The sequence below is a fragment of the Salinifilum aidingensis genome (assembly GCF_054782015.1).
This window is the reverse complement of sequence record NZ_BAAGTH010000015.1, coordinates 60,520-76,351: the sequence shown is the minus strand read 5'-3', so window position 1 is coordinate 76,351 and position 15,832 is coordinate 60,520. Positions and strand designations below refer to the sequence as shown.

The 15,832-nt window shown below is 75.4% G+C and carries 13 protein-coding genes; 9 read left to right on the top strand and 4 right to left on the bottom strand.

The features are described 5' to 3' along the window. Positions 1 to 16: 16 nt before the first annotated feature. Positions 17 to 922 (bottom strand): DMT family transporter, encoded by a 906-nt coding sequence (locus ACYVJE_RS19135; RefSeq protein WP_461145525.1) that lies wholly within the window; start codon positions 920 to 922, stop codon positions 17 to 19. Between the two features lie 208 nt (positions 923 to 1,130). Continuing rightward, a complete protein-coding gene (locus ACYVJE_RS19130) occupies positions 1,131 to 2,312 on the bottom strand; it encodes a PQQ-dependent sugar dehydrogenase (protein ID WP_461145524.1) in 1,182 nt (393 codons plus the stop codon). A gap of 223 nt (positions 2,313 to 2,535) precedes the next feature. On the opposite strand from ACYVJE_RS19130, the gene mfd reads away from it, so the two are divergent. From mfd to ACYVJE_RS19105, 5 genes are all read left to right on the top strand, one after another. Further along, positions 2,536 to 6,144, top strand: a complete 3,609-nt coding sequence (gene mfd / locus ACYVJE_RS19125; RefSeq protein WP_461145523.1) for a transcription-repair coupling factor — start codon at positions 2,536 to 2,538, stop codon at positions 6,142 to 6,144. Between the two features lie 39 nt (positions 6,145 to 6,183). Beyond that, positions 6,184 to 7,101 carry a SurA N-terminal domain-containing protein gene (locus ACYVJE_RS19120; RefSeq protein ID WP_461145522.1) on the top strand — a complete coding sequence of 306 codons (918 nt, stop codon included), beginning with the start codon at positions 6,184 to 6,186 and terminating at the stop codon, positions 7,099 to 7,101. Positions 7,102 to 7,182: 81 nt separating this feature from the next. Then, positions 7,183 to 8,223, top strand: coding sequence for a nucleoside triphosphate pyrophosphohydrolase (locus ACYVJE_RS19115; RefSeq protein WP_461145521.1), 1,041 nt, complete (start codon positions 7,183 to 7,185; stop codon positions 8,221 to 8,223). Positions 8,224 to 8,372: 149 nt separating this feature from the next. After that, positions 8,373 to 9,143 carry a lytic transglycosylase domain-containing protein gene (locus tag ACYVJE_RS19110; RefSeq protein WP_461145520.1) on the top strand — a complete coding sequence of 257 codons (771 nt, stop codon included), beginning with the start codon at positions 8,373 to 8,375 and terminating at the stop codon, positions 9,141 to 9,143. A 208-nt stretch (positions 9,144 to 9,351) separates the two neighbouring features. Further along, a complete protein-coding gene (locus ACYVJE_RS19105; protein ID WP_461145519.1) occupies positions 9,352 to 10,155 on the top strand; it encodes a lytic transglycosylase domain-containing protein in 804 nt (267 codons plus the stop codon). A gap of 126 nt (positions 10,156 to 10,281) precedes the next feature. On the opposite strand, the gene ACYVJE_RS19100 is transcribed toward ACYVJE_RS19105, so the two are convergent. Beyond that, positions 10,282 to 10,698, bottom strand: coding sequence for a tetratricopeptide repeat protein (locus tag ACYVJE_RS19100; protein WP_461145560.1), 417 nt, complete (start codon positions 10,696 to 10,698; stop codon positions 10,282 to 10,284). A gap of 348 nt (positions 10,699 to 11,046) precedes the next feature. On the opposite strand from ACYVJE_RS19100, the gene eno reads away from it, so the two are divergent. The 4 genes from eno to ACYVJE_RS19080 all read left to right on the top strand — a co-directional run bounded on the left by eno (position 11,047) and on the right by ACYVJE_RS19080 (position 14,760). Then, complete coding sequence (eno, locus tag ACYVJE_RS19095) at positions 11,047 to 12,336, top strand: phosphopyruvate hydratase (protein WP_461145518.1); 1,290 nt, start codon at positions 11,047 to 11,049, stop codon at positions 12,334 to 12,336. Between the two features lie 3 nt (positions 12,337 to 12,339). Continuing rightward, a complete protein-coding gene (locus tag ACYVJE_RS19090; RefSeq protein WP_459157198.1) occupies positions 12,340 to 12,858 on the top strand; it encodes an FtsB family cell division protein in 519 nt (172 codons plus the stop codon). After that, positions 12,855 to 13,370 (top strand): DUF501 domain-containing protein, encoded by a 516-nt coding sequence (locus ACYVJE_RS19085; protein ID WP_461145517.1) that lies wholly within the window; start codon positions 12,855 to 12,857, stop codon positions 13,368 to 13,370. Before ACYVJE_RS19090 ends, ACYVJE_RS19085 begins: the two co-directional genes overlap by 4 nt. A 148-nt stretch (positions 13,371 to 13,518) precedes the next feature. Further along, positions 13,519 to 14,760, top strand: coding sequence for a lytic transglycosylase domain-containing protein (locus ACYVJE_RS19080; protein ID WP_461145516.1), 1,242 nt, complete (start codon positions 13,519 to 13,521; stop codon positions 14,758 to 14,760). A 31-nt stretch (positions 14,761 to 14,791) separates the two neighbouring features. Here ACYVJE_RS19080 and ACYVJE_RS19075 read toward each other — a convergent pair whose 3' ends face one another. Further along, a complete protein-coding gene (locus tag ACYVJE_RS19075) occupies positions 14,792 to 15,589 on the bottom strand; it encodes a thioesterase family protein (protein WP_461145515.1) in 798 nt (265 codons plus the stop codon). Positions 15,590 to 15,832 lie beyond the last annotated feature (243 nt).

Genomic DNA, 15,832 nt, shown 5'->3' with positions numbered 1-15,832 from the left:
ACGGCAGCGGCGGTGCTCACCGCGCGGGGCGCCGGGAGATCGCCACACCGACCAGGCAGATCGCTCCGCCCGCGAAGCCGTACACCGAGGGCGTCTCGGACAGCAGCAGCCACGACAGCAGCACCGACAGCGCGGGAACGGCGTAGGAGGAGGTGCTGAGCTTGCCGGCGTCGGTGCGGCGCAGGGCGTAGGCCCAGGTGCTGAAGCCGAGAGCGGTCGGGGCCACGCCCAGGTACACCGCGGCGAGGACGTCGCTCGCCGACGCCGGGCCCAGCTCGGTGATCAGCTCCGGCAGCCAGGGCAGCAGCGCCACCGTGGCGATCACGCATCCGAGCCAGGTGATGGTGAACCCGTCCGCGTGGCGCATGGTGCGCTTCTGGATCAGCACGCCCGCCGCGTAGAGGACCGCGGCCAGCAGGCACAGCACGACGCCGATCCCGTCGCTCCGCCCCGAGCTCCCGGCGGCGATGAGCGCGACCCCGCCGAACGAGACCACCGCCCCCGCCAGCAGCGGCCGGGGGAAGCCCTCGCCCAGGAGGAGGCCCGCGCCGAACGCGACGAGCAGCGGGGCGACGTTCACCAGCAGCGCCGCCGTCCCCGCGTCGACGTGCAGCTCACCGGCGTTGAGCGCGACGCTGTAGGCGCCCAGCCAGAGCACCCCGTAGGCGGCGATCAACCCGAGTCCCCTGCCGGACAACCGCACGCGCAGTGCGCGCCCGGGGCGGGCGAGCGCGAACACCGACAGCGCCGCCGCCGCGACCGCGAGCCGGAGCAGCGTGAGCGGCGCGGGCGACAGCGCCTCGCCCGCCTCGCGGATGGCCACGAACGAGGAGGACCACAGCAGCATCGTGAAGGCCGCCGCCGCAGCGGCCTTCCGCGGTTCGGTGAGCAGCGTGGAGCGGGCGTCGGTGCGCGAGATCACGAGGCCATCCTCGAAGGGCCCTCGCGTCAGCACAAGCGAATAGTTCTGCAATGACCGTTAAGCTCCACTGCACACTGCCGTGTCCCGCCGGGGTCCGATCACCGGGGGCGGTCCCGCCGCGGATGCGCTCCGCGCGAGCGCGTGGGGGCCGCACCGGCGGGGCGGGGAGCAGGTCGGTCGGAGCCCTCGCACGGCGCGCGGCGGCTCGTCAGAGCTCGCTCGGCGTCACCCGCAGCACCCGGTCGTTGGAGCCGTTCGAGGTCGTCACGTACAGCGCTCCGTCCGGTCCCTGCTCGACGGCCCGGAGGCGGCCGAACGTGCCGTCCAGCGGCCGCGGCACGTGCACGCCCCGCACGTCCCCGGACCCGGTCACGTCGAACAGCAGCAGTTTGCTGCCCTTCAGCGCGGCCACCGCCAGCCGCCCGTCCAACGGGCCCCACCGCGCGCCGGACAGGAACGTCGCGCCGCAGATCGCCTCGGTCCGCCCGCCGGAGGACCACGCGGCCGGGACCGCGTTCGGGAACCGCTCCCGGTCGGTCATCGGGACCGACTCGTCGTAGCCGGTCAGACCACCGCGCGGAGCCCACCCGTAGTTGCGGCCGGGCCGGACCCGGTTGATCTCGTCGTCCACGTCCGGGCCGTGCTCGGAGAGGAACACGCCCCCGTCGGCGCGCGTGGCGATGCCCTGCGCGTTGCGGTGCCCGAAGGTGAGCACGAGGCGCTGGCGCGGATCGGCCGCGCCGGCGAACGGGTTGCCGCGCGCCGGGCCGCCGGAGTCCGGGTCGACGCGCAGGAGCTTGCCGCCGAGGGAGGTCCGGTCCTGCGACACCCGCGGCGCGGCGCTGTCGCCGGTGGTGACCAGCAGGGCACCGGTGCGGTCCAGCTCCAGCCGGCAGCCGGCGTGCCGCCCGTTCGACCGCAGCGGGATGCCGGTGACCAGCGGATCACCGATCCGCCGCGCCTCCGCGCGGTCCGCGGACAGCCGCCAGCGCAGCACGCGGACGTCGTGCGCCCGCCCGCCGCGCTCCGCGGCCTGGCAGGTGAAGAAGGTCCGGTTCCGCGCGAAGTCCGGGTGCGGCTGCAGTCCCATCAGCCCCGCCTCGTTGCGGGCGAAGACGTCGCCGAAGTCCGCGCGCACCGGACGCGGCCGCGTGCGGGAGCGCGGATCGGGCAGCAGCACCAGCTCCCCCGAGCGCTGGGTGACGAGGGCCGCGCCGTCCGGCAGGAACCCGATGTCCCACGGGTGCTCCAGCCCCTCGGCCACGACCTCCGCGGCGAGCTCGCCCGTCGGCGAGGAGGGGGTCGGGCCCGCGTCCTGCCGCACCGGTTGCCCGCCGCAGGCGGCCAGCGCCGCGGCGACCGCGAGGAGCACCAGGAACCGAACGCGCACGGGCTCAGTGTGCCAGCGCACCCGGTTCGGCGGGGGTCCGCCGACACACCCGGCCGCGGACCGCGCCCCCGCGGGCACCGCGGCCGCACGTCGTAGGCTGGGTGGTGGTCTCCTGCTCCCGGTCGACCGCGTCGTCGATCCTCCGGCCGGTGGCGCGCCCGCCGCCCCGCGGTCCCGGGCAGGAACGTGTGCGCATGTCGTGACGTCGCTGCGAGGTACACCCATGACTCAGGCCGGTCCCCTGCGCGGGCTGCTGGACACGATGCTGGCCGACCCGGCCGTGGCGCGCGTGCTGCGCTCCACCGACCGCCCGCGCCTGGTGCTGGAGGGGCCGGCCGCCGCGCGCCCCCTCACCGCGGCCGCGCTGGCGGCCGGCGGGGGCAGCGGTGGCGCGGAGCGGCCGGTGCTGCTGGTCACCGCCACCGGCCGCGAGGCCGAGGAGGCCGCTGCGGCGGTCGGCGACCTCATCGGTGAGGACGCGGTGGCCGTGTTCCCGTCGTGGGAGACCCTCCCGCACGAGCGGCTCTCCCCCCGCGCGGACACGGTGGGCCGCCGGCTGGCCGTGCTGCGGCGGCTGGCCCACCCCGAGGAGCACGCCGAGGGGCCGGTCCGCGTGCTCGTCAGCACGGTGCGCAGCCTGATCCAGCCGATCGCCCCGGGCCTGGGCGAGCTGCGTCCCGTGCGGCTGGGCGTCGCCGACGAGCACGACTTCGAGCAGCTCACCGCCCGTCTCGCGCACTTGGCCTACGAACGCGTGGACATGGTCGAGAAGCGCGGCGAGTTCGCCGTGCGCGGCGGGATCGTCGACGTCTTCCCGCCCACCTCGGAGCACCCGCTGCGGCTGGAGTTCTGGGGCGACGAGGTCACCGAGATCCGCCCCTTCTCGGTGACCGACCAGCGCTCCCTGCCGGAGGCGGAGTCGGCCGAGCTGTACGCACCGCCGTGCCGGGAGCTGCTCATCACCGACCAGGTGGCCGAGCGGGCGGCGAAGCTCGCCGAGCAGCACCAGCAGGACCCGCAGCTGGCCGAGATGCTCGGCAAGATCGCCGCGGGCTCGGCCGTCGACGGGATGGAGGCGCTCATCCCCGCCCTGTGCGAGGGCGAGATGCACCTGCTGACCGAGCTGGTCCCGGAGGGCACGCACGTGCTGCTGGCCGATCCGGAGAAGATCCAGGCCCGCGCGGCCGACCTGGTGCGCACCGGCGAGGAGTTCCTGCAGGCCTCGTGGATGGTCGCCGCCGAGGGCGGGCAGGCCCCGATCGACCTGGGCGCGGCCGCCTACCGCGGCCTCGGCGACGTCGCCGAGCAGACCCGGCAGCGCGGCCTGCCCTGGTGGAGCCTGACGCAGCTGTCCAGCGAGCACGACGAGGCCGACGACGAGACCCTGCGGCTGGGGCTGCACCCGGTCGAGCGCTACCGGGGCGAGATCAGCAAGGCCTTCGCCGACCTGCGCGCGCACGTCACCGCTGGCGGCGCGGCCGTGCTCGTCGTCGCCGGGAGCGGTACCGCGCAGCGGGTGGCCGCGCAGCTCGGCGAGGAGGAGCTGCCCGTCAAGCTGGCCACCGAGGAGCTGGGCAGCGCCCCGGAGGGCGGTGTGGTCACCGTGGTGCGCGGCGGTCTGGAGGACGGCTTCGCCGCTCCCGAGGTGCGCCTGACCGTGCTCACCGAGACCGACGTCACCGGCGGCCGCGGCGGCACCTCCACCCGCGACATGCGGCGCATGCCCTCGCGCCGCCGCAACGCGGTCGACCCGCTGGCGTTGAAGCCCGGCGACTACGTGGTGCACGACCAGCACGGCGTCGGCAAGTTCGTCGAGATGGTGCAGCGCACCGTCGGCGGCGCCACCCGCGAGTACCTCGTGCTCGAGTACGCCTCGAGCAAGCGCGGCCAGCCGGGCGACCGGCTCTTCGTGCCCACCGACCAGCTCGACGAGGTCTCCCGCTACGTCGGCGGGGAGGCGCCCTCGCTGAACAAGCTCGGCGGCGCGGACTGGAAGAACACCAAGGCCAAGGCGCGCAAGGCGGTCAAGGAGATCGCCGCCGAGCTCGTCCAGCTCTACGCGGCGCGCCAGTCCTCGCCGGGGCACGCGTTCGGCCAGGACACCCCGTGGCAGCGCGAGCTGGAGGACGCTTTCCAGCACATCGAGACCGGCGACCAGCTCGCGGCCATCGACGAGGTCAAGCGCGACATGGAGAGCCAGGTGCCGATGGACCGGGTGATCTGCGGCGACGTCGGCTACGGCAAGACCGAGATCGCCGTGCGCGCGGCGTTCAAGGCGGTGCAGGACGGCAAGCAGGTGGCGGTGCTCGTGCCGACGACGCTGCTGGCGCAGCAGCACCTGAACACCTTCACCGAGCGGATGCGGTCCTTCCCCGTGCGCGTCGAGGGGCTGTCCCGGTTCACCACGTCCGAGGAGGCCGAGCGCACGCTGACCGGGCTCGCCGAGGGCGAGGTCGACGTCGTCATCGGCACGCACCGGTTGCTGCAGACCGGCGTGCGCTACCGCGACCTCGGGCTGGTCATCGTCGACGAGGAGCAGCGCTTCGGCGTCGAGCACAAGGAGCACATCAAGTCGCTGCGCACGCACGTGGACGTGCTGACGATGTCGGCCACGCCGATCCCGCGGACGCTGGAGATGAGCACCGCGGGCATCCGCGAGATGTCCACCATCCTCACCCCGCCGGAGGAGCGGCACCCGGTGCTCACCTACGTCGGGGCCTACGACGAGAAGCAGGTGGCCGCCGCGATCCGCCGCGAGCTGCTGCGCGACGGCCAGGTGTTCTTCGTGCACAACCGGGTCTCGGACATCGAGAAGACCGCCCGGCACCTGCGCGAGCTCGTCCCCGAGGCGCGGGTGGTCACCGCGCACGGGCAGATGAACGAGGACCGCCTGGAGAAGATCATCCAGGGCTTCTGGGAGCGCGAGCACGACGTGCTCGTGTGCACCACGATCATCGAGACGGGCCTGGACATCGCCAACTCGAACACGCTCGTCGTGGACCGGGCCGACCGGCTCGGCCTCGCCCAGCTGCACCAGCTGCGCGGCCGCGTCGGGCGCGCCCGGGAGCGCGCCTACGCGTACTTCCTGTACCCGGGGGAGACGCCGCTGAAGGACACCGCCTACGACCGGCTGTCCACGATCGCGCAGAACTCGGAGCTGGGCGCCGGCATGGCCGTGGCGATGAAGGACCTGGAGATCCGCGGCGCGGGCAACATCCTCGGCGCGGAGCAGTCCGGGCACATCGCCGGGGTCGGGTTCGACCTGTACGTGCGGCTCGTCGGCGAGGCGGTCGAGGCCTACCGGCAGCAGGCCGACGGCGGGTCCGGTGACGTCGAGGAGACCGAGCCCACCGAGGTCCGCGTCGACCTGCCGGTGGACGCGCACATCCCGCACGACTACGTCTCCGGTGAGCGGCTGCGGCTCGAGGCCTACCGCAAGATCGCGGCCGCGCGGACCGAGGAGGACCTGGACTCGGTGCGCACCGAGCTGGTCGACCGCTACGGGCCGGTGCCGGATCCGGTGACGCGGCTGCTGCACGTCGCGCGCTTCCGCCAGGTCTGCCGCGAGCACGGGGTCACCGAGGTGACGGTGCAGGGCTCCTCGCTGCGGTTCGCCCCGGTGGAGCTGCGCGATTCGCAGGCGGTGCGGCTCAAGCGGCTCCACCCGAAGGCGGTGCACAAGCCGGCCGTGCGCACCCTGTCCGTGCCGCGCCCCACCGAGGGCGCCGCCGGCGGGCGCATCGGCGCGCCCCAGCTGCGCGACGAGGCGCTGCTGGACTGGTGCACCGAACTGCTGAACTCGGTGGTGGCCGCCCCGGCGCCGGCGTGGTGATCTTCACCACGGGAGCGAGCCGTGCGAAGCTGTGCAGCTGTGAGCTTCGTCCTGTCCCGCCGCGTTCGCCCGGTCCTCGCCGCACTGCTCGTCACCGGAGTGCTCGCCGGCTGCGGCACGGCCGACCGCGCCGGCGCGGCCGCGTTCGTCGGCGGCACGCGCGTCCCGGTGGGCGAGGTGCGCGGCTGGTTGCACGAGACCCTGCGCGAGGAGCCGGGGCTGAAGCGGAGGTTGCAGCAGCGCGACGAGGTCGACGACCTCGGCCGGGAACTCGCCGCGCAGCTCGTCCGCGAGGAGCTCACCCGGCGCGCGGCGCAGGAGGAGGACCTCGCGGTCTCGGCGGCCCAGGTGCGCGAGCTCATCAGCGGCGCAGGGGGTGCGGCCGCGCTGACCGAGGGCACCCCGTACCAGCGGGACCAGCTGCCGCGGGCGGCGCGCTCGGAGCTGACGCTGGTGGAGCTCGGCCGCGAGTACTACGACCGCCTCGCGGTGAGCTTCGTGATGACCCGGGCCGACAGCCGCGAGGACGCCCGGCGCAAGGCCCGGCGGATGGCCGCGGGGCCGCAGCAGGCCCGCGACCTGCTCGCCGCGGACCGCCGGTCCGGGCTGCCGGCGCAGCGCATCGACGGGCTGCGCGCGTCCGCCGCGCCGAGCACGGCCGCGGGGACCCCGCTGTTCGGCGCGCGGGCGGGGACCGTGCTCGCCTACGAGCCCCGCCCCGGCTCCGGGCAGTGGCTCGTCGCGCGGATCACCCGGCGCGACGAGCACGTCGAACCCGACCGCCGGGCCCGGCCCGCCGGCGAGCAGGTGCTCAGCCGGTTCGGCGAGCAGCTGCTCGGGTTGACCGCCGCGCGCGAGGGCGTGCGGCTCAGCCCCCGCTACGGCGTCTGGGACCCGATCGCGCTGACCACCCGCAGCAGCGAGGACGAGCTCCGCGGGTTCCGGATCGAGCCGTGACCCGGGGCGCCGAGCCCGCTGCTCGCCCCTCCGCGCCCACCCCGGAACGGGGGAAGTGCGCGCTCCGGGCAGAATCGAAGCGTGGTTGCTGAGTCGAAGCCCGCATCGGGCACTGCCGTGGTCGTGGTGGACGCGCGGCTCGGCGAGGTCCTCCCCGCGGCCGCCTTCCCGCTCCTGCGCGACGCCGCGGACGTGTTCGCGGCGGAATCGGTGCCGGAGGCCGCCCGCGCTGCGCTGGCCCCGCGCGGGGCCGACCGGGCACCCGCGCCACCGGCGGCCGCGGAGCTCGTGCGGCGCGCGGCCGAAGCCCCGGTCGTGCTCGTGACCACCGACGCCGCCGAACCACCCGCGGCCGAGCTGCGCGCCGCGGGCGCGGACGTCGTGGGCGCGCCCCGGCCGGCGGGTGCCGAGCTGCTGGCGGCCGTGTCGGTGATGGACCGGCTGCGCTCCCCGGGCGGCTGCCCGTGGGACGGGCAGCAGGACCACGACTCGCTGCGGCGCTACCTGGTCGAGGAGACCTACGAGCTGCTCGACGCGATCGCCCAGCGGGACCGCGCCGCGCTGCGCGAGGAGCTCGGGGACGTGCTGCTGCAGGTGCTCTTCCACGCCCGGGTGGCCGCGGAGGACGCGGGCGATCCGTTCGACATCGACGAGGTCGCCGCGGACCTCGTCGCCAAGCTCGTCTCCCGTCATCCGAACGTGTTCGCCCGGGACGGCGAGGTGCTCGACCCCGAGGCGCAGCACGCCCGGTGGGAGGAGCTCAAGCAGAGCGAGAAGCAGCGCGAATCGATCGTGGACGGCGTGGCGCTGGGCCAGCCGGCCGCCGCGCTGGCCGCGAAGATCGCGCAGCGCGCCCACCGCGCCGGGGTGCCGGTGGAGGACCTGCCCGCGGGTGACGGCGCCGGCGGGCGGATGTTCGCGCTCGCGGCGCGCGCCCGCGTCGAGGGGCACGACCCCGAGGACGAACTGCGCGAGGTGGCCCTGCGGGCCGACCGGGCGATCCGCCGGGCCGAGCAGCGGTTGCGCGAGGAGGGGCGCGAACCCGCGCAGGCCGGCGGAGCGGAATGGCGCGCGGCGCTGTCCGGTTCGCCCGAGCGCACCGCCGCGTCCCGCGAGCGGTGAGGGAGACTGCAGGAGCACCGGCCGCGGACGGCGTTCCCGCGAACCGGCCACCAGCGGGACCGGGGCGACGGCGGCCCGGGACACGGGTCGCGAAAGGCGCGTGAACGCGCGGACGGAGGGGTGCTGTGCCGCGAGCAGGTGCGCGGAGGATGCTGGTGTGCGTCCCGGCGCTGGTCGTGCTGACCTCGTGCTCCGCCCTGCTGCCCCGGGAACCGTCCGCTCCGGAGCCGTTCGAACCGCCGCCGGCGTCCGCGCCGCCCGACCCCGGGGTGGCGCCGCCCGAGGTGCGGCTGCACGACCCGGCCGACGGGACCCTGCCGCCCGGCTCCCGGCCGCAGGCCCAGCTGGGGCAGTGGTCGGAGGAACTGGCCGATGAGCTGAACATCCCGCGCGCGGCCCTGCAGGCCTACGGCTACGCGGCGCGGGAGCTGGAGCGCGACCGGCCCGGGTGCCACCTCAGCTGGACCGCGCTCGCGGGCATCGGCGCGGTCGAGTCCGGCCACGGGCGGTACGGGGGTGCGCAGCTGGACGTCACCGGCCGGCCCGACCCGGAGATCCGCGGGGTCCCGCTGGACGGCAGCGACGGGGTCCGGCGGATCCCGGACACCGACGACGGCGTGTGGGACGGCGATCGCGTGTGGGACCGGGCGGTGGGTCCGCTGCAGTTCATCCCGGACACGTGGCGCGACTGGGGCGTCGACGCGGACGCCGACGGGCGCGCCGATCCGCACGACATCGACGACGCCGCGATGGCCGCCGGCCGCTACCTGTGCTCGGAGGGCGTGGACCTGGCCGATCGCGGGGACTTCTGGACGGCGCTGCTGCGGTACAACGCCAGCCGCGACTACGTCGACGACGTCGTGGCCTGGGCCGACCACTACGGCCGCACCAGCCGCGCGCAGCCGGGCGAGCAGCGCTGACCGCTCCTGCCGCGCACCGGTGGGAGCGTGGTGATGGTCACGAGGGGCTACTGGCGCGTAGCCTGTCGCCGTGCTTCGGTCGATCCACCGGGGAACCGCCCGCTGCGTCCGCGCGTGCGGCGCCGCGGCGCGGTCCCTCCAGCGGCGCCTCGCCGCGCTCGCAGTGCGCGGACCCGGCGCGCGGGGACTCGGTGCGCGGGGACTCGGCGTGCGCGGGCGGGCCGTTGTGGCCGTGGGACTCGTCGCGCTCGTCTCCGGCGGGATCGGGCTGCTCGACGTGCTCACCCGGCCGCCCGAGGCTCCCCGCGCGGGCCCGCTGCCGCGCGCGCCCGTGCGGCCGGCCGAAGTGGAACCGGGTTCCGAAGCGCCGGCGCCGGAGGAGGCCGCAGGTCCGGAAGCGATGCCGCCCCCGCCGGAGGAGGGCGCGTGGCAGCGGCACGACGACCCGGTGCGCGCGCTGGCCGACACCATCGCGTCCGATGTGGACGTACCGGCGCGCGCCGCGGAGGCCTACATCAACGCCGAGCTGGGGATGCGCCGGTACCAGCCGGAGTGCGGCCTGTCCTGGGTGACCGTCGCCGGGATCGGTCGGGTCGAGTCCGACCACGGCCGGTACGGCGGCCGGGTGCTCGGCGAGGACGGCACCTCGTCCCGCCCCGTCGTCGGGGTGCCGCTGGACGGCGGTCCCGGCGTGCGCCACCTGCCGGACAGCGACGGCGGCGCGCTCGACGGCGACTCCCGGTTCGACCGGGCGGTGGGTCCGCTGCAGTTCATCCCGGACACGTGGCGCCGGTGGGGCACCGACGGCAACGGGGACGGGGCGGCCGACCCGTTCGACATCGACGACGCGGCCATGTCGGCCGCCCGCTACCTGTGCTCCGGCGGCCGCGACCTGACCACCGGCGAGGGCTGGTGGTCGGCGGTGCTGACCTACAACAACTCCGCGGACTACGGTCGCACCGTCTTCGGCCTGGCCGAGAGCTACGCAGCGGCCGGCAACCGGCGCGACTGAGCCCCCGTTGCGGCTGTTGGCGCTGATCGCGTGCAGCGCCCGACAGGGGTGACATCCTCTGGTGCCGGGAGGTGCCTCCCGCCGTTTCGTCTCCGAGCACGGGTGGCCAGCTGCTGGGAGAGCTCCTCACCGGTCGCGGAGGGCGATGTGCGCGTTGATCTCGCCGAGCGCTTCCTGGTAGGTGGGCGTCGGCGACATCGTCGCCGCGAGCCGCAGCTGCGCCCGGGCCTCGGCGAGCCGCCCCTGGCGCTGCAGCGTCCGGCCGAGCGCGAGGCGGGCGTAGTGGTCGGACGGGTCGAGCTCCAGCACCCGCGAGAACGCCGATTCGGCGCGGCCGAGCTGCGCGGCGAAGTAGTACGCCCGCCCGAGCAGCAGCTGCACGCTCGGCTTGTCCGCGCCGATGTGCAGCACCGGTTCCAGCGCGGTGAGCGCCTCCCGCGGGCGCCGCTGGGTGACGAGGTCCTCCGCGCGCCGGAAGGCCGCAACGGCCTCGCCGCCGAGCCCCGACGTGTCCGGCCCCTCGCCGGCTGGACCGGTTCCGATGTCGTCGCGCCCGCCGTTGTCCGCAGGGGGCGGCTGCTCGGGGCCACCCCGGTTCGCCTGGTGTTCCTCGCTCATAGCGACCTCACCATAGGACGATTCGCCGTCGGAAACGACGTCCAAGCAGATGGTAGGTGGGCGGGTCGGCGGTGCGCCGCCTTCCCGCGCGGTGCCGCGGCGGCCAGGCTGGGCGGGCGGCACCGCGACGTGTCGAAGGTGACGGGAGTGCCCACGGACCCGACCCGAGCGCATAGGCTCGGGAGTGGCCGGGGCCGCCAGGGCGGGCGCAGCGCGCGCACCCGGGGTCACCGCCGCGAGGTCAGATCGTTGGAACGCTGGTAAGGAGCACACGTGGCGATCATCGAGCAGGTCGGCGCCCGCGAGATCCTCGATTCCCGGGGCAACCCGACGGTCGAGGTCGAAGTGGCGTTGGAGGACGACACGCTTACCCGCGCCGCGGTACCTTCGGGCGCCTCGACCGGTGAGCACGAAGCGGTCGAGCTGCGCGACGGGGACGCCGGGCGCTACGGCGGGAAGGGCGTGCAGAACGCGGTCACCGCCGTCCTCGACGAGATCGGTCCGGAACTGCAGGGGCTGGAAGCCACCGAGCAGCGCGTCGTCGACCAGAAGCTGCTGGACCTCGACGGCACGGCCACCAAGTCCCGCCTCGGGGCGAACGCGCTGCTGGGCGTGTCGCTGGCCGTGGCCAAGGCCGCCGCCGAGTCCTCCGGGCTGGACCTCTTCCGCTACCTGGGAGGGCCGAACGCGCACGTGCTGCCCGTGCCGATGATGAACATCCTCAACGGCGGTGCCCACGCGGACACCGGTGTGGACATCCAGGAGTTCATGATCGCGCCGATCGGCGCGGACAGCTTCGCCGAGTCGCTGCGCTGGGGCGCGGAGACCTACCACGCGCTGAAATCGGTGCTCAAGTCCAAGGGCCTGGCCACCGGCCTCGGTGACGAGGGCGGATTCGCCCCGTCGCTGAGCAGCAACCGGGAGGCGCTGGACCTGATCACCACGGCGATCGAGAAGGCCGGCTACAAGCCGGGTCGGGACATCGTGCTCGCGCTGGACGTGGCGGCCACCGAGTTCTGCTCCGAGGGCGTGTACACCTTCGAGGGCAAGCAGTGGACCGCCGAGCAGCTGTCCGAGTACTACGGCGAGCTCGCCGACACCTACCCGCTGGTGTCCATCGAGGACCCGCTGTCCGAGGACGACTGGTCCGGCTGGGAGCAGCTGACCCGGCAGATCGGCGGGAAGGTGCAGCTGGTCGGCGACGACCTGTTCGTCACCAACCCGGAGCGCCTCGAGGAGGGCATCAACCGGGGCGTGGCCAACGCGCTGCTGGTGAAGGTCAACCAGATCGGCACCCTGTCCGAGACCTTGGACGCGGTGCAGCTGTCCACCTCCTCCGGGTACAAGAGCATGCTCAGCCACCGCTCCGGGGAGACCGAGGACACCACGATCGCCGACCTCGCCGTGGCCACCGGCTGCGGCCAGATCAAGACCGGTGCGCCCGCGCGCAGCGAGCGGGTGGCCAAGTACAACCAGCTCGTGCGGATCGAGGAGCTGCTCGGCGACGCCGCGCGGTTCGCGGGCGAGCTGGCCTTCCCGCGGTTCACCCCGGTGGAGGACTGACGCATGCCGGTCGGGCGCGTTTCGCGCAGCACGGGCCGCCGCGGTCGGGACGACTCGCGGCGGCCGGCCCGCGCCCGTCGCGGCACGTTCCCGCGGCCGACCGGGGCCAAGCGGTCCCGGTCGGCCGCGAGCAGCACCGGCGGCGCGTTCAAGCTCTCCTCCACGCCCCGCGCCGCGGTGCTGGCGCTGGTCGTGTGCGCGATGGCGCTGAGCGTCGCGGTGCCGCTGCGCACCTACTGGAGCCAGCGCGCCGAGCTCGCCGCGCAGCAGGAGCGCCGCGCGCAGCTGGAGCGCGAGGTGCAGTCGCTGCAGCAGCGCAAGGAGGAGCTGTCCGACCCTGCGCACGTGGAGGCCGAAGCGCGCGAGCGGCTCGGCTACGTGCGCCCGGGGGAGACGCCGTACATGGTGCACGTGCCGTCCCCGGAGAAGGGGCCGGGCGGGGAGCGGCCCGCGGAGGCGGACGAGGACGCGCCCTGGTACGAGCAGCTGTGGACGTCGATTCGAGGAGAGGACGGAGCGTGACCGGCAGCCACGAGGCGGCGCGGCCGATCGACGAGCACGACCGGGAGACCGTCGAGCGGCAGCTGGGGCGCCGGCCGCGCGGGTTGCGCTCCGTCGCCGCCCGCGACGCCGCGGGCGAACCCACCGTCGTGCGCACCAACCCGCGCCTGGAGGACGGCACCCCGTTCCCCACGCTGTACTACCTGACCGCGCCCGCACTGGTCAGCGCGGCCGCCACGCTCGAATCCGAAGGCCTCATGCGGGAGATGACCGAGCGGCTCGAGCGGGACGCGGGGCTGGCCGAGCGCTACCGCCGCGCGCACGAGGCCTACCTGGCCGAGCGGGACGCGCTGGAGCCGCTCGGCACCCGCGTCAGCGCCGGGGGCATGCCCGAGCGCGTCAAGTGCCTGCACGTCCACCTGGCGCACGCGCTCGCCGCCGGCCGCGGCACCAACCCGGTCGGGGACGAGCTGGTCGACCTCATCGCGCAGCGCTGGCCCCACCTGCGCGGCGCGCTCGGGCTCGAAGCGTGAGCCGGTCCGTTCACGACTCGTCCGGGTGACGCCGCGCTGCGGCCATCCGGCGATCTCCTCCGCCGTCCTGTAAGGAAGGAAATCGTGCGCGGGCTTTGCGCCCCTGGGGCACCGACCGCGGCGCCGACTCGCAGGCGGGGAGAGGCCAGTGGCGTTGGACGAGGACAGCCGAGCGCGACGCGGTCGCGGCGGCCACAACCCGTGGCGCCGTCGCAGGCGCGTCGAAACCGTGGTGGCCGCGCCGCTCGTGGCCGCTTCGGCGGCCGTGCTCGTGGTCACCGGGATGCTCGCGCAGCGGGCCGAGGACGTGCCGGAGGAGGCCGACGTGCCGCCGCGCACGCTCGGCGTCGCCGGCACGCTGCCGGAGCGGAGCGATCCGCGGTCGCTCGGCGGGACGGGCGAGCAGCGGACCTCCCCGAACCCCGCGGCCCCGGGTGCGGCGGCTTCCGACCCCGCGCTCCCGGACGACGCGGCGCAGGCGGGGCTGCTGGACATCCCCGAGCCCGTGCTGCGCGCCTACCGGTCCTCGGCGCGGACCGTCTCGGCCGAGCACCCCGGCTGCGGGCTGCACTGGTCGATGCTGGCGGCGCTGGGGCGCGTCGAGTCCGGGCACGCGCGCGGCGGCGCGATCGACGCGAACGGCACGACGACCGAACCGGTCCGCGGACCGGTGCTCGACGGCGACGGCGTGGCGGCGATCCCCGACACCGACGGCGGGCGGCTCGACGGCGACGCGCGCTGGGACCGCGCGGTCGGTCCGATGCAGTTCATCCCGCGGACGTGGCGCGCGGTCGCCGAACCGGGCATGGACCCGAACAACCTGCACGACGCCACCACCGCAGCGGGGGAGTACCTTTGCGCCGGCGGGCGGGACCTGAGCCGCACGCAGGAGCTGGCCCGCGCCGTGTTCGGCTACAACCGCTCCGCCGAGTACGTGCGCGCAGTCCTCGTCTGGGCGAACGCCTACGAGCGCGGCGTGCCGCCGAGCCCCGGTGCGCTGAAGCCCCCGGAGACCGCGGGCACGGACGTGGAGGGGCCGTACTTCCCGCGGATCGAGCCGGTGCCGCCGGCGCCCCCCGTCCCGCAGCCGCGGTTCACCCCCCGCGCCGGCAGCGCGCAGCCAGGCAGCTCCGCCGCGCCGGAGGGCACCGCCTCCGCACCCGCGCAGCCGCCGGCGGGCGAGCAGTTCCCGGAGGACTCCCCGCCGCCGGAGGGGCCCGCCCGGCCGTCCGAGGAGACCCCGTCGCAGCCGCCGGAGTCGCAGCCGCCGGAGGCGGGCGCCTCGGGGGAGCAGGCGCCCCGGGAGGCCCAGACGTCCGCTGCCGAGGACCCCGCGCCGGGTGACATCGAGGTGCCGCTGCCGCCCGCGCACCCGGTCGGCGAATCCTGAGCAACCCCGACCCGGCGGCCACGGACGCCCGTCACCCCGCGGCGGGCGGAGCGGGGCGGACGGTGAGGATCTGCTGCGCTTGCCCGACGGGTCCGTTGACGTCGTGCAGGCAGGTGCTGGTGAGGCCTTGGCCGGCGGGTCCGAAGGTCACCGCGGTGTCGAGCCCGGTCCAGCGGCCTTCGGGCTGGCGGTGGAGGTGGACGGTCAGGTCGACGTTGGGGAACATCCACTCGGCGGGCGACTGGCGCACGGCGATGCCGTTGGCGGTGTCGACGAGCGCGATGTAGGACGCGAGCGGGCTGGCGGTCTGCCCGGCGACGAGGTCGAGGTCGGTGGCGACCCAGGCCGCGGTGCGGCCCGGCTGCGGCGGTGCGAGCGGGCGGAAGTCCAGGGAGGCGATGTAGCCGCCGGGCCACACCGAGGTCATCGACCGGGACTCGAGCTGCTCCGGGGGAGTGAGCGGGTCGGCGCCGCCGCCGGCCACGGAGCCGGTGTCGGAGGGGTTGAGCAGCCAGGCCCGGGCCCGCACCGCGGTGCGGGCCCCGATGAGCACCTCGGCTTCGAGCAGTTCGATGGTGCGGCCGGGGCGGATCGTCTCCACCCGGATCTCGCATTCGTCGAGGGCGAGGCGCCCGAGGATGTCGAAGCTGACCCTGGACAGGACCAGGTCGTTGGTCGGCCGCGCGGCCAGGTGGCGCTCGATGGCGTGGACGATGAGCCCCCCGAGCGGGCTGAAGTGCTGCTCGTCGGGGTCCCACGCCCCGCCCGCGTGGGGCGTGGGCTTGTAGCGGTGCTCGTCGATGGGCTCGTAGTAGCTGCCGGTGTGCAACGGGGCTCTCCTCCCGGGTGGGCGAACGGGCAACGGCGTGGCGACCGGTGGGGCGGGGAGGCGCGGCGCGCAGCGACCGCCCTCACCGCGCGGCCGGTGCGCTCCACGTGCGGCACGGGTGCTCAACTCGTGGAGACTGCTGCCGGGCCCGCTGGCGCGGACGTGCCGTCGAGGATGCTCAACGGCCGCGCTGCGGCGCCACCCCTGCGGGCCGGGGTGGCGCGTGACCCGGCGCACCTCCCG

Coding starts and splice junctions, on each gene's coding strand:
- mfd (WP_461145523.1), top strand. CDS start 2,536: ATGACTCAGGCCGGTCCCCTGCGCGGGCTGCTGGACACGATGCTGGCC.
- ACYVJE_RS19110 (WP_461145520.1), top strand. CDS start 8,373: ATGCTGGTGTGCGTCCCGGCGCTGGTCGTGCTGACCTCGTGCTCCGCC.
- ACYVJE_RS19090 (WP_459157198.1), top strand. CDS start 12,340: ATGCCGGTCGGGCGCGTTTCGCGCAGCACGGGCCGCCGCGGTCGGGAC.